Genomic DNA, 13,442 nt, shown 5'->3' with positions numbered 1-13,442 from the left:
AGCGAGATCGCTTTGGCGTCGGATAATGCGGTAAAAACAAGAATCTAGGGCATTGCCGGTGAACCGGAGTTTGCCGGAAATGCTCTAGATTCAGCGGCCGCGATCGGCCAGCGCCTCGCGGATCTTCCTGTCCGTATCGTACTGCCCCAGCGCATAGACCGCCCAGATGGCCGCCGGCAGCCAGCCGATCAGCGTGATCTGCAGGATGAGGCAGATGATGCCGGCGATCGGCCGCCCGATGGTGAAGAACACGAGGAAGGGCAGAAGGATGGCGATGATAAGCCGCATGAGTTTCTCCAGACTAGAGTCTTTCTCCATATGGGCCTGTTCGAAGCGGGCGCAAGGGCGGCGCTTCCGAAGGCCCGGGTGCCGTCTTTCGGCTCGACTCTTCCGGTGATTCATGCGACTCCCTGCGCCCATGAAACGCGATACGCCACTCGACATCAAGATCTGCGGGCTGACGACGGAAGAGGCCGTCGACAGGGCCGTCGCGCTTGGCGCCAGCCATATCGGCTTCATCTTCTTTCCCAAGAGCCCGCGCAACATCGAGCCGTCCGATGCCGGGCGCCTTGCCGATCGGGTGCGCGGCCGGGTGAAGATCGTCGCCGTCACGGTGAATGCCGGCAATGACGACCTCGACGAGATCGTCGACCAGCTCTCGCCGGATATCCTTCAGCTGCACGGCAGCGAAAGCCCGGAGCGCGTGCTGAATGTCAAGGCCGTATACGGCCTGCCCGTCATGAAGGCCTTTTCGGTGCGCGAGGCGGACGATCTGAAGAAGATCGATCCCTATATCGGCATCGCCGACCGGTTCCTCTTCGATGCCAAGCCGCCGGTAGGCTCCGAGCTTCCGGGCGGCAACGGCGTCTCCTTCGACTGGACGCTGATGCATTTGCTTGACGCAAGCGTCGATTACATGCTTTCCGGTGGACTGAACAAGGATAACATCGCCGAGGCCGTGAGGCTGACCGGCGCGCCGGGCATCGACGTCAGTTCCGGGGTCGAGAGCGCCCCGGGCGTCAAGGATCTCGGCCTGATGGATGCATTTTTTGAAGCGGCGCGGGAAGCCGAACGCCAGACCGTCGCAGGGAGAGGCCAGTGAACCAGTCACCCAATCTGAATTCGTACCGCGAGGGTCCGGACGAGGACGGCCGTTTCGGCATTTTCGGCGGTCGTTTCGTTGCCGAAACCCTGATGCCGCTGATCCTCGACCTCCAGGACGAGTGGAACAAGGCGAAGACCGATCCGGCCTTCCAGGCGGAGCTGAAGGAACTCGGCGCGCATTATATCGGCCGCCCGAGTCCGCTCTATTATGCCGAGCGACTGACGCAGCATCTCGGCGGCGCGAAGATCTATTTCAAGCGCGAGGAGCTGAACCACACCGGCTCGCACAAGATCAACAACTGCATCGGCCAGATCCTTCTCGCCAAGCGCATGGGCAAGACGCGCATCATCGCGGAAACCGGCGCCGGCCAGCACGGCGTGGCCTCGGCCACCGTCGCCGCGCGCTTCGGCTTTCCCTGCGTCGTCTACATGGGCGCGACCGATGTCGAGCGCCAGGCGCCGAACGTCTTCCGCATGAAGCTGCTCGGTGCCGAGGTTCGCCCGGTCACCGCCGGCCACGGCACGCTGAAGGACGCCATGAACGAGGCGCTGCGCGACTGGGTCACCAATGTCGAGGACACCTATTACCTGATCGGCACCGCCGCCGGCCCGCATCCCTATCCGGAACTGGTGCGCGACTTCCAGGCGGTGATCGGCACGGAAGCCCGCGAACAGCTTTTGGAAGCCGAAGGCCGCCTGCCGGACATGGTGATCGCCGCCGTCGGCGGGGGCTCCAACGCCATCGGCATCTTCCACCCCTTCCTCGACGACAAGAACGTCCGGATCGTCGGCGTCGAAGCCGGCGGCAAGGGTCTTGAGGGCGACGAGCACTGCGCCTCGCTGACCGCCGGCTCGCCCGGCGTGCTGCACGGCAACCGCACCTATCTGCTGCAGGATGCCGACGGCCAGATCAAGGAAGGCCATTCGATCTCCGCCGGCCTCGATTACCCCGGCATCGGCCCGGAACATGCCTGGCTGCACCAGACCGGCCGCGCCGAATATGTGCCGATCATGGACGAGGAGGCGCTGGAAGCGTTCCAGCTTCTCACCAGGCTCGAAGGCATCATCCCGGCGCTGGAGCCGAGCCATGCCATCGCCGAGGTGATCAAGCGGGCGCCCAAGATGGGCAAGGACCAGATCATCCTGATGAACCTCTCCGGCCGCGGCGACAAGGATATCTTCACCGTCGGCAAGATCCTCGGCATGGAGCTCTAAAATGACCGCACGCATGGACAAACGCTTCGCGGATCTCGCCGCCGAAGGCCGCCCGGCCCTCGTCACCTATTTCATGGGCGGCGATCCGGACTATGCCAGCTCGCTGGAGATCATGAAGGCGCTGCCGAAGGCAGGCTCCGACGTCATCGAGCTCGGCATGCCCTTCTCCGACCCGATGGCCGACGGCCCGGCGATCCAGCTTGCCGGCCAGCGCGCGCTGAAGGGCGGCCAGACGCTGGCCAAGACGCTGCAGATGGCCCGCGATTTTCGCAAGGACGACGCCGCAACGCCGATCGTCCTGATGGGCTACTACAACCCGATCTACATCTATGGCGTCGAGCGTTTCCTCGACGAGGTGCTGGAAGTCGGCATCGACGGCCTCATCGTCGTCGACCTGCCGCCGGAAATGGACGACGAGCTCTGCCTGCCGGCGCTCGCCAAGGGCATCAACTTCATCCGTCTCGCGACGCCGACGACGGACGAGAAGCGCCTGCCGGCAGTCCTGAAGAACACGTCCGGCTTCGTCTACTACGTCTCGATGAACGGCATCACCGGCTCGGCCCTGCCGGATCCCGCACTGATCGGCGGCGCGGTCGGCCGCATCAAGGCGCATACGAAGCTGCCGGTCTGCGTCGGTTTCGGCGTCAAGACGGCGGAGCATGCCCGCGCCATCGGCGCCTCGGCGGATGGCGTCGTCGTCGGCACCGCGATCGTCAACCAGATCGCCTCCAGCCTGACCGCGGACGGCACGGCCAGCGCAGCCACCGTCGCCGGCGTCGAGACGCTGGTGATGAGCCTCGCCTCGGGCGTGCGCGGCGCGCGCCTTGCGGCGGCGGAGTAAAGTTCCCACATGGGAGCTACCATCATAACGGGAGTCTAGACCGTGAACTGGATCACGAATTACGTTCGGCCGAAGATCAACTCGATGCTCGGCCGCCCCAACCGGGATGTTCCCGAAAATCTCTGGATCAAGTGCCCGGAAACCGGCGAGATGGTCTTCCACCGCGATCTCGAGGAGAACAAGTGGGTCATTCCCGCCTCGGGCTACCACATGAAGATGCCGGCAAAGGCCCGCCTGAAGGACCTCTTCGACGACGGCGTCTACGAGGCCCTGCAGCAGCCGAAGGTGGCGCAGGACCCGCTGAAGTTCCGCGATTCGAAGAAATACACCGACCGCCTGAGGGACAGCCGCGTCAAGACCGACCTTGAGGACACGATCGTCGCCGGCGTCGGCAAGATGCGCGGCGTCAAGATCGTCGCCGTCGTGCACGAGTTCAATTTCATGGGCGGCTCGCTCGGCATTGCCGCAGGCGAGGCCATCGTCAAGGCCTTCGAACGGGCGATCGCCGAAAAGTGCCCGCTCGTGATGTTCCCCGCCTCCGGCGGCGCGCGCATGCAGGAAGGCATCCTCTCGCTGATGCAGCTGCCGCGCACCACGGTCGCCGTGGAAATGCTGAAAGAGGCCGGCCAGCCCTATATCGTCGTGCTCACCAACCCGACGACCGGCGGCGTGACGGCCTCCTACGCCATGCTCGGCGACATCCACCTGGCCGAGCCGGGCGCCGAGATCTGCTTTGCCGGCAAGCGCGTCATCGAGCAGACGATCCGCGAAAAGCTGCCCGAAGGCTTCCAGACCTCGGAATACCTCCTGGAGCACGGCATGGTCGACCTCGTCGTCAAGCGACATGACATTCCCGATACGCTCGCCCGCCTTCTGAAGATCCTCACGAAGAAGCCGGCAACCGCGTCCGTCACCAATGACGCGCTCGCCATCGCGGCCCAGTAAGCCGGACCGGCGGAGGGCGGCATGACGATGGTAACGGCCAGCGAAGCGGCAGCGGAGATCGAGAAGCTTCTCGGTCTCCATCCCAAGGGTTTCGATCTTTCGCTGGACCGCATCACGCGGTTGCTTGCCGCGCTCGGCGATCCGCACCTGAAACTGCCGCCAGTCATCCATGTGGCCGGCACAAACGGCAAGGGCTCCGTCACCGCCTTCTGCCGGGCGATCCTGGAGGCCGAGGGCCTCGGCGTCCACGTCCACACCTCGCCCCATCTCGTCAACTGGCACGAGCGCTACCGCCTCGCCGTCAAGGGCGGGCGCGGGGCGCTGGTCGGCGATACGGTGCTTGCCGATGCGGTGCGCCGCGTGGCGGAGGCCAATGGCGGCGAGAAGATCACCGTCTTCGAGATCCTGACCGCCGTCACCTTCCTCCTCTTCTCCGAACACCCGGCCGACGTGGCGATCATCGAGGTCGGTCTCGGCGGCCGTTTCGACGCGACCAACGTCATCCCGCGCCCGGCCGTTTCCGTCATCATGCCGATCTCGCTCGACCACCAGGCCTATCTCGGCGACCGCGTCGAACTGATCGCGGCGGAAAAGGCCGGCATCATGAAGCGCGGCGCGCCCGTCGTCATCGGCTTCCAGTCGGAAGAGGCGGCCCGCGACGTGCTGGTCGAGACCGCCGAACGGCTCGGCTGCCCGCATGCCGTCTACGGCCAGGATTTCATGGCCCATGAAGAATTCGGCCGCCTCGTCTACCAGGACGAATTCGGCCTTGCCGACCTGCCGCTGCCGCGCCTGCCCGGCCGCCACCAATATGCCAATGCCGCCGCGGCGATCCGCGCCGTCAAGGCCGCCGGTTTCGCCGTTTCCGAACGGGCGCTGGAACAGGGCCTCGGCCGGGTCGAATGGCCGGGCCGCCTGCAAAGGCTGACGGACGGCGCGCTCCTGCGGCTTGCCCCGCGCGGCAGCGAAATCTGGATCGATGGCGGGCACAATCCCGGTGCCGGCCAGGTCATCGCCGAGACCATGGCGAATTTGGAGGAGCGCGAGCCGCGCCCGCTCTTCCTTGTCACCGGCATGATCAACACGAAGGAGCCGGTCGGCTATTTCGAGCCCTTCGGCGGCCTTGCCGAGCGAGTCTTCACCGTGCCGATCCGCGGCTCCGATGCCGGTCTCGATCCGGTGGCGCTTGCCGGCGATGCGGCTCGCGCCGGCCTCGAGGCCCAGCCGCTGTCGACCGTCGCCGATGCGCTGGTCGAGATCGCCCGCATCACCGAAGAGGACGAGGTGCCGCCGCGCATCCTGATCGGCGGCTCGCTCTACCTCGTCGGCGACGTCCTCGCCGACAACGGCACGCCCCCCACCTGAGCACAAAAAAGCCCGGCATCGCTGCCGGGCTTGATCGGGTCAAATCGCGCAGCCGGTCAGGCGGCGCTGGAGATCCAGCTCGAAAGGGCCGTCTTCGGCGCGGCGCCGACCTTGATGTCGGCGACTTCGCCGCCCTTGAACATGGCGAGCGTCGGAATGGAGCGCACGCCGTACTGGGCGGCCAGTTCCGGGTTCTCGTCGATGTTCAGCTTGGCGACCTTCACCTTGCCGGCGAGTTCCGTCGAGATTTCCTCGAGCGCGGGCGCGATCATCTTGCACGGGCCGCACCATTCGGCCCAGAAATCGACGATGACCGGCTCTGCGGAATTGAGAACTTCAGCCTGGAAGTTGGACTGGTCGACTTTTACGGTAGCCATGAGGCTCTCCTTGGATGGTGATCGTTGTACTCAATGTGATGCAGGCGCGGGCTGGTTTCAAGGCCCGGCACCGCTCTGCCGATGCCCGGAAGGGCGACCGGTCGTCCCGTCCGGTATCTCACTTCGAGGCGAGTTCGGCAAGGCTCGCCTCCATCAGGCCGGCGTCCAGCCAGTAGGTTTTCGCCGCCTCCGTGTAGATCAGCCCGCAGCGGATTTCCCGCTGCGGATAGAGCGGTGCGAGGATCGCGCGGTAGATCGCAAGCTGCGCCCGGTGCTCGAAGGGAATGCCGGCAAGCGAGGCCGGCGGCACGCGGTTCGTCTTGAAGTCGACGATCTCGACAGCCGAATCGGTGATCGCCATGCGGTCGATGCGGCCGGAGACCGCATAGTCCCGGCTGCCGAGCGTCAGCGTGCCCATGATCGAAACTTCCGCCCGGGCGGCGGGCGAGAAGATCGCGGCGAGGTCCCTCTCGCCGATCACGGCGAGCGCCGCGTCGACCAGCGAGGTCCGCGCGCTTTCCGGCCAGTGCGCGGCCGCCCGTTCGAGATAGCGCCGCGCCGCCGCCGGCCGTTCCGCAACATCGAAGGCGGGCAGGACCTGGAGGAAGCGGTGCAGGATGCGGCCCCGCTCCATCGCAAGCCCGGCACCGGGAACGCCGCCCTTGCGGCCGAACAGCGCCGAGGGCACCAGGAGGTCTGCCGCATCCGTCTCGATCACCGCTGCCGCGCCCGAGGGGCTGAGCGGCCGGGGCAGCGATGTCTGCGGCGGCAGGGGCCGGCCCAGTGCCTCGGGAAGCGTGACTGTCGCTTTCTCCTCGGCAGGGGCCGCGGTGACCGCCTCCAGGGTCGCAGCGCCGGTCTCGCGCCAGGCAAATCCCGGCCAGCTCTCGCCGGCGGTCGAGAACGTCCTTTCCACGCATCGCGCGCCATCGGCAGAAAGCGCCGCCGTGACCATCAGATGCCAGGTGTCCTTGTTCTCCAGCCGGCCGCGATAGCCGCAGACGACGAGGCGGTCCGCCGCGCGGGTCATCGCCACGTAGAGCAGGCGGCGGTATTCCTCTTCCGCGCCGGCCTTGATGCGCTCCGCATCGGCTGCCGTCAGCGCGTTGCCGAGGTCTTTCAACGGCAGCCAGGCCGGCAGGCCGCCGGCAAGGCCGGGTGCCGCAAGGAAGCGCAGATGCGGCATGTGGCTGGGGCTGAAGGGTTTCGCCCCGCCGTCGACGAGAAAGACGACCGGCGCCTCCAGGCCCTTGGCGGCATGCACCGTCATGATGCGGATCTCGCCGCGCGCCTTGTCCTGCTCGCGCTTGACGGTGGGGGCCTCGAGTTCCAGCGTGGAGACGAAGGCCTGCAGGCCCGGCAGGCCGTTCTCCTCCTGCTCCAGCGCGAATGTCAGGAACTCGTCGATGATCTCGCCGGCTTCCGTCCCGAGCCGGGCGAGGAAGGCCCGCCGCCCGCCGCCGGCGCCGAGGATGCGCGCGTAGAAATCGTGCACGGCCTGGCCCTGCGCATCGCGCACCATCTCCCTCAGCCGCCGCACGATGCCGGCCAGTGCCGCGTCCTCTTCCGCCGCCGCGACGAGCCGCGGCCAGAGCCCCTGTCTTTCGCCGCGCCGTGCCGCCAGCGCGAACAGCGCTTCCTCGTCGAGGTTGAACAGCGGGCTCTTCAGCAGCGCGGCCAGCGAAAGGTCGTCCTCCGGCAGCACGGCGAAGCGGCCGAGCGCCATCAGGTCCTGCACGGCGATGTGCTTCGTCAGCACCAGCCGGTCGGCGCCGGCGACGGGCAGGTTGTGCCGCTGCTTCAGGGTGCGCGTCAGCGCATTGACGAAGGCGTCGCGCTTGCGCACCAGCACGATGACGTCGCCGGCCGCCATCGGCCGCGTCTTGCCCTTTTCCGTCACCGTCTCCCGGCCGATCCAGCCCGCGAGCGTATCGGCGATGCGCCGCGCCAGCACGTTGATCGGCGCCTCCTCGGCCACCGCGTCGAAGGGCGCCGTCCAGTCCTCTTCGTCCAGCCCCGGCGGCGCGGCGATCACCTCCCAGATATCGACCGCGCCAGGCTCGCGCCCGCGGTTGGAGGCGTGCACGATCTCGCTGCCGTCCGGCGTCAGCCCGCGCGCATTGGCGGGGTCGAGGAAGACCTGGTCGACGGCCGAGAGCACCTCGCGCGTCGAGCGGAAGGAGAGGAGCAGCCGGATGGGGCTGAAGGCGACCTCCGCCGCCTGCGTGCGGCGACGAACCGCGCGACCCTCCTCGGCGAACCGCTCCGGCCGGGCGCCCTGGAAGGAGTAGATCGACTGCTTCTCGTCGCCGACGGCGAAGATCGTGCGGTTCCGCTCCCGCGCCGTTTCGCCGGCAAAGAAATCGTCCGTCAGGGATTTGACGATCTGCCATTGCCGCGGGCTGGTGTCCTGCGCCTCGTCGACGAGGATGTGGTCGATGCCCTGGTCGAGCTTGTAGTGCACCCAGGCGCTCACCTTCTCGCGCGTGAGCAGCCGCGCGGTGCGGTCGATCAGATCGTCGAAGTCGAGCAGGCTGCGCGCCCGCTTCAGGTCCTCGTAGTCGCCGATCAGCCGCTCGGCGATGACGAGCGCCGCGCTTGTCGCCTCGTACATGCGCAGCCGCCGCAGCCGGTCGTCGCAGGCGATCACATGCGCCTGGGCGGCCAGGAGCGCGGCTTCGAAATGGGGCGCGCTATCACGAACCTTCTTCGACAGGAACGACCGGTCGAGGCTGCGCGGCGTGCCGGTGCCGGTGAAGAAGAGATCGTGCAGCGCCGCGCGCCTGGCCTCGGCATCGGCCAGCCAGGCCACGCCGCGCAGGCCCGCAGCGGTGGCCTTGACCGTGTCGCTGCCAAGGCTTTCTGCCGCCGCGAGATAGGAATCGAGCACCGCGCCCTGCAACCCGTCGAGCGGCCAGAAGGCGGCGAGGATGTCGTCTTCCGTCTCGTGCGGGTCGAGCCCGGTTTCCCGGCGCAGCACGGCCTCCGCGCCCCCCGCCTTCGCGGCGCCGTCCAGGAAGTCGTGGATCGGCCCGCGGCTCGCCACGATATCGGAAATCAGCCGTTCCAGCCCGGTGTCGTCGGCAATGTCGAGCACGGTGGCGAAGGCGGCGGCGAGCGTGGTGTCGTCCTCGTTCGTCGTCGCCGTCAGGAGCGTGCGGCGGGCATCGGCCAGCAGCACGGCGGCGGCCCGGTCGTCGAGCACGGAGAAGTGGCCGGCGACATTGGCTTCCAGCGGGAACTGGTGCAGCAGCGCCTCGCAGAAGGCGTGGATCGTCTGGATCTTCAGCCCGCCGGGCGTTTCGAGCGCGCGCGCGAAGAGGCGGCGCGCCTCGGCAAGCTTGAACAGGTCCGGCTCTTTGCCCTCGATCGCCGCCACGCGCCCGGAGAGCGCCTCGTCGGAGAGCGTCGCCCATTCGGCCAGCCGCTCGAAGACGCGGTTCGACATTTCGGAGGCTGCGGCCTTGGTATAGGTGAGGCAGAGGATGGCGGACGGCCGGCAGCCGGCGAGAAGCAGGCGGATCACGCGCTGCGTCAGCACATGGGTCTTGCCCGAGCCGGCATTGGCCGAAACCCAGGCCGAGCGCGCGGGATCGGAGGCCGCCGCCTGTTTCTGCGTGGTCCAGCTCAGCCAGGCGGCGGGCTCGGCGGAGGCGGGCCGATCGTCCTCAAGCATCCTCGTCCTCCCCGCTGCTTTCCGCGGAAGACCATTCGGCCACGCGCGCCAGATGGTCGTATTCCCCGCCATAATCCCGTTCCTGCTCCGGAATGAGCCGCGAGGCAAAGCCGTAGCGACCCTCGATGAGGCCCGTCAGCAGCTTTTCCAGTTCCGTCAGCGCTTCCTCGGCAAGCTCGACCGCGGATTTCGGCGTGGCGTTCGGCGATTTGGCATGCTCGTTGTTGACCTGCTCGTCCTTGAACCGTTCGCCGGGTTTGAGGCGCACATAGAGAAGGTTTGCCGGCTCGCGAATTCCGGTCCCGCGGAAGGCGCCGCGCCGGATCGCCGCCGCCTCCAGCGCAAGCTGCGGGTCGAGCAGCGCCCGCGCCACCCTCATCGACGGGGTGCTGCCGGTCTTGTAGTCGAGAAGGTCGGCGCTGCCGTCCGGCAGGATGTCGATGCGGTCGGCAATGCCGGTCAGCCGGATGCCGCCCACCGAAAGGTCGAGCGAGGCCGGCACCTCCGTCAGGCTCTCGCGCACGCCGCCCGCCCGCTCCAGGTGCCAGTGGACGAAGGCACGGGCGACGGCGGCAAAGCGCGGCCGCCAGACGGCATCGATATGCGGCGGCAGGGCGACCGCGTCGAATTCTTCCGTAAGGATGCGGCCGATCAGGGTGAAGGGCTCGCCGCTCGCCTCTTCGCGCACGAAGCGGTCGGCGATGCGATGGTAGAGCGAGCCGCGCTCGGCCGGCCCCGGATCGAGATTGAAGGGCGCGACCGGATCGAGGCGCAGGATATGGCGGGCATAGATCGCATAGGGGTCGCGCCGGAGGCGGCCGACCTCGCTGAAGGAGTATTTCCTCGGCTGCAGCTCTGCCGGTGGATGTGGCGCCGGGCGGCGGGCATTCGGCACGGGCGGGCTGCGGTCGATCGCGCTCGCCCAGTCGATGAGGTTTTTTCCACGCGCCCGGAGGTCCGTGGCAAGGGCCGGGCCGCCGACGGCGATGAGGCGTTGCAACCAGCGCGAGGCGACGGTCGGCGCGGTGCCGTTGCGCAGCGCCCGCGTCAGCACCAGTTTCGGCGCGGCGGCGGCCATCTGCAGGTCGTGACCGAGCTGGCCGATGCGCCGTTCCGGCGGCTCAAGGCCGATCTCCACCTTCATGACGCGCGACAGGAAGGCGTCGTTCGCCGCCTGCCCGGGCCAGGTGCCCTCGTTGAGCCCGCCGATCACCACCGTGTCGACGTTCTGCAGGCGCGATTCGAGCGCGCCGAATATGAAGACGCGCGGATGGCGCATGGAACGTGGCTTGACGCTTTCGCTGGCCGCCAGCGCCTCGATGATGTCGCACCATTGCGGTCCGTCGGCCTCGATCTGCCCGTCCGTCTCGATCACGCTCTTGAGCAGGTTCGCCAGGCTGTCGCCCGCCTCGCCGGACCAGAGGGCGGCAAGGTTGCCCTGTTCGTCCACCGCCGCGGCTTCGAGCGCCTGGCCGGTCCGTTCCGACCAGTCGGAGACCGCAAGCTTCGAGGAGAAGCGCCGGCCCGTACGGCCTTTGTGCACGAGCACGCCGGCGAGCGGCTCGACGGCTTCTGCGATGCGGCGGGCGAGATCGCGGGCGCGGGGGATCGCGTCCTCGGAAAGCGCCGTGCGCCATTCCGGCGGGTGGCGGTCCTGCGCCTGCCGGGCAAGCGCGGCCTCGAGCAGCGGTTCGAGCGTGGAGATGTCGATCTCGGCCGTGCCGCCGCGCAGCGCCGTCAGCTCCAGCGCGGTAACGGCTACGGCAAGGTCGGCCGCGGGCAGGCCGAAACGGGCGAGCGGGTGTTTCAGCAGCGCGACGAGCGGCACCGGGTCGCCCGGCCGCAGCGCCGCCTCGTTGAGGAGGCGCAGGAGCGTGCCCTGCGGCGTGGAGAGCAAGGGCGTGCCGGCCGAATCGTCCGCCTCGATGCCGAAGCGGGCAAGCTCCGCCGCCACGCGCCGGCCGAGCTTGCGGTCTGGCGTGATCAGCGCCGCCTGGGCGTCCTCGCCGTCCTCCAGCGCCAGTCGCAGCGCAATCGCGATCGCGACGGCTTCCTCGCGCTCGTTGGCCGCCTCGACGAGCGACACGGCCTCGAAGGCCGCGGCCAGACGGCCCGCATCGAGCATGCCGCGAACCTCGCCCCAGCCGGCCGTCGCATGCGTCGGAAGGAAGGCGCTGGAGAGGATTTGCGAGCGATATTCCAGCGCGTCGGGCGGCGTGCCGAGCAAGTCGACATCCGCGCGCGTGCAGCCCATGCGGGCGAGCAGGCGGTGGAGGCCGTATTGCGGATGGCTGCGGGCGGCCGCATCGGGCTTCGGGGCGCCGTCGGCGCCGGCCTGGTGGCCGACAAGCAGCCATTCGGCATCCGACATGAAACGATCGAGCCCCGGCAGGATGACGACGCCGTTCGGCAGGTCCGCCACGGCCGCGATCAGGCCGGCTGTCGCGGGAATGGAGCCGGTCGAGCCGGCGATGATGACGGGGCCGCCGGGCGGCATGGTGCGATAGCGCTCCGTCTCGGCATGCAGCGTCGCATTGCGACGCAGCGAGGGGGAGGAGCGGTTGAGCTCCGTCAGCCGCGCCGGCCAGAATTCGCTGGCGATTTTCAGGAATTCGGCGGTGAGCTGCCACCAGAGCGCATGGTTGGAGACGTCGAGATTGTCCAGCGCCAGCCAGTCCAGCTCTTCCGTCTCCATCGCGTCGATGATTTCGGCAAGGTTGCGGGCAAGCCAGACGGCATCCGCTGGGCTTGCCGGCGCGACGAGCGGGCTTTCCGCATGGACGGAGGTGACGGCCGCGGGCAGTTGGTTGCGCCAGGCGAGCACGAGCCGGGCGAGTTCGAGAAGGCGCGTCGGGCCGGCCAGCGGCTCGGCCATGTCGAGAAGTGCGGGCGCCGCCTCGTCGAAGAAGCCGCTGTCGTCGTCCGTCTCGCCCAGCGCGCGGATGACCGGCAGGATGGCCGAGCGCCCGCCGAAGAGATCGACGAATTCCGAGCGCAGCACGCGGGCGGAGCGACGGGTCGGCACGTAGATCGTGACGTCGGCCAGCGCCAGCGGATCGGCGGGATCATAGGTGAAGCCGGGCACGAGCCGGCCGTCGACAAGGCTCTGGGCGGTCGTCCTCAAGAAAGGCAGGCTCGCCGGGATGGAATAGATGCGTCCGCGCGCCCGCGTCACGCCGCCGCCTCGCGCGCCGCGCCGATGACGGCCTCCGCCGCGCCGATCGCCTCCGGCGTGCCGACGGTGATCCAGTGGCCGTCCATCACGATGCCATGGAGGCGGCCCGTCCCGATCGCCCGGTCGAAATAGATGTTGAGGTTGAAGGCGTCCTCGGGCGCGTCGTCGAAGAGGGCCGGCATCATGGCGATGGCGCCCGCATAGACGAAGGGCGTTCCGTCGCCCTCCCGGTAGCGCGCCAGCCGCCCGTCGGCATCCATGGAGAAATCCTTCTTGCCGTTGTGGCCGGTCGTGTCCTCCAGCTTCACGCAGAGCAGCAGCATGTCCATGCGCTGCGGGTCGAAGGCCGCCGCCAGCCGTTCGAGATTGCTCGGCTCGCCGGCCTTCTCGCCGATCCAGAAGAGGTCGGCATTCATCACGAAGACGGGGTCGCGGCCAAGCAGCTTCAGCCCCTTGGCCAGCCCCCCGCCGGAATTCATCAGGCGCTCGGTTTCGTCGGAGAGGATGATCTCCGGCACCGCGCGGCCGGCAAGATGGGCGATCATCTGGTCGGCGAAATGGTGCACGTTGACGACGGCGCGCCTGACGCCGGCCTTCGCCAGTGCATCGAGCCCGTAGTCGATCATCGCCTTGCCGGCGACCGGCACCAGCGGCTTCGGCATCGTGTCGGTGATGGGGCGCAGGCGGGTGCCGAGGCCGGCGGCCAGCACCATGGCGTCTTCGATCTTCATCGGCTGCTCGCGA

The 13,442-nt window shown here is 68.2% G+C and carries 10 protein-coding genes; 5 read left to right on the top strand and 5 right to left on the bottom strand.

What is annotated here, in order from left to right:
- Positions 1-90: 90 nt before the first annotated feature.
- Positions 91-288: a YqaE/Pmp3 family membrane protein gene (locus AB3G45_RS26125; RefSeq protein ID WP_367833295.1), complete on the bottom strand. Its 198-nt coding sequence runs from the start codon at positions 286-288 to the stop codon at positions 91-93.
- 130 nt (positions 289-418) lie between these two features.
- Here AB3G45_RS26125 and AB3G45_RS26120 point away from each other — a divergent pair, with 130 nt between their 5' ends.
- The 5 genes from AB3G45_RS26120 to AB3G45_RS26100 are packed head-to-tail and all read left to right on the top strand — an operon-like array spanning position 419 to position 5,470.
- Positions 419-1,102, top strand: a complete 684-nt coding sequence (locus tag AB3G45_RS26120) for a phosphoribosylanthranilate isomerase (protein ID WP_367833294.1) — start codon at positions 419-421, stop codon at positions 1,100-1,102.
- On the top strand, positions 1,099-2,319 hold the full coding sequence (gene trpB, locus AB3G45_RS26115) for a tryptophan synthase subunit beta (protein WP_367833293.1): 1,221 nt from the start codon (positions 1,099-1,101) through the stop codon (positions 2,317-2,319). The genes AB3G45_RS26120 and trpB overlap by 4 nt, the downstream gene beginning before the upstream one ends.
- 1 nt (position 2,320) lies before the next feature.
- Positions 2,321-3,160 (top strand): tryptophan synthase subunit alpha, encoded by an 840-nt coding sequence (trpA, locus tag AB3G45_RS26110; protein ID WP_367833292.1) that lies wholly within the window; start codon positions 2,321-2,323, stop codon positions 3,158-3,160.
- Positions 3,161-3,202: 42 nt separating this feature from the next.
- Positions 3,203-4,105, top strand: coding sequence for an acetyl-CoA carboxylase, carboxyltransferase subunit beta (gene accD / locus AB3G45_RS26105; RefSeq protein WP_367833291.1), 903 nt, complete (start codon positions 3,203-3,205; stop codon positions 4,103-4,105).
- A gap of 21 nt (positions 4,106-4,126) precedes the next feature.
- Positions 4,127-5,470, top strand: coding sequence for a folylpolyglutamate synthase/dihydrofolate synthase family protein (locus AB3G45_RS26100; protein ID WP_367833290.1), 1,344 nt, complete (start codon positions 4,127-4,129; stop codon positions 5,468-5,470).
- A 56-nt stretch (positions 5,471-5,526) separates the two neighbouring features.
- Here the strand turns inward: AB3G45_RS26100 and trxA are convergent, their stop codons facing one another.
- The 4 genes from trxA to AB3G45_RS26080 form a co-directional block, all read right to left on the bottom strand.
- Positions 5,527-5,847, bottom strand: a complete 321-nt coding sequence (gene trxA, locus AB3G45_RS26095; protein WP_023513835.1) for a thioredoxin — start codon at positions 5,845-5,847, stop codon at positions 5,527-5,529.
- A gap of 118 nt (positions 5,848-5,965) precedes the next feature.
- Positions 5,966-9,523 (bottom strand): double-strand break repair helicase AddA, encoded by a 3,558-nt coding sequence (gene addA / locus AB3G45_RS26090; protein ID WP_367833289.1) that lies wholly within the window; start codon positions 9,521-9,523, stop codon positions 5,966-5,968.
- Positions 9,516-12,698, bottom strand: a complete 3,183-nt coding sequence (addB, locus tag AB3G45_RS26085; protein WP_367833288.1) for a double-strand break repair protein AddB — start codon at positions 12,696-12,698, stop codon at positions 9,516-9,518. The genes addA and addB overlap by 8 nt, the downstream gene beginning before the upstream one ends.
- A complete protein-coding gene (locus tag AB3G45_RS26080) occupies positions 12,695-13,429 on the bottom strand; it encodes a nucleotidyltransferase family protein (protein WP_367833287.1) in 735 nt (244 codons plus the stop codon). Before AB3G45_RS26080 ends, addB begins: the two co-directional genes overlap by 4 nt.
- Positions 13,430-13,442: the final 13 nt, after the last annotated feature.

This window comes from Shinella sp. S4-D37 (genome assembly GCF_040812195.1).
Taxonomy (GTDB): domain Bacteria; phylum Pseudomonadota; class Alphaproteobacteria; order Rhizobiales; family Rhizobiaceae; genus Shinella.
Note: the sequence above shows the minus strand (reverse complement) of the source record. Positions and strands in the feature narration are given on the sequence as shown.

Coding starts and splice junctions, on each gene's coding strand:
- AB3G45_RS26120 (WP_367833294.1), top strand. CDS start 419: ATGAAACGCGATACGCCACTCGACATCAAGATCTGCGGGCTGACGACG.
- trpA (WP_367833292.1), top strand. CDS start 2,321: ATGACCGCACGCATGGACAAACGCTTCGCGGATCTCGCCGCCGAAGGC.
- AB3G45_RS26100 (WP_367833290.1), top strand. CDS start 4,127: ATGACGATGGTAACGGCCAGCGAAGCGGCAGCGGAGATCGAGAAGCTT.
- AB3G45_RS26125 (WP_367833295.1), bottom strand. CDS start 288: ATGCGGCTTATCATCGCCATCCTTCTGCCCTTCCTCGTGTTCTTCACC.
- addA (WP_367833289.1), bottom strand. CDS start 9,523: ATGCTTGAGGACGATCGGCCCGCCTCCGCCGAGCCCGCCGCCTGGCTG.
- AB3G45_RS26080 (WP_367833287.1), bottom strand. CDS start 13,429: ATGAAGATCGAAGACGCCATGGTGCTGGCCGCCGGCCTCGGCACCCGC.
- trxA (WP_023513835.1), bottom strand. CDS start 5,847: ATGGCTACCGTAAAAGTCGACCAGTCCAACTTCCAGGCTGAAGTTCTC.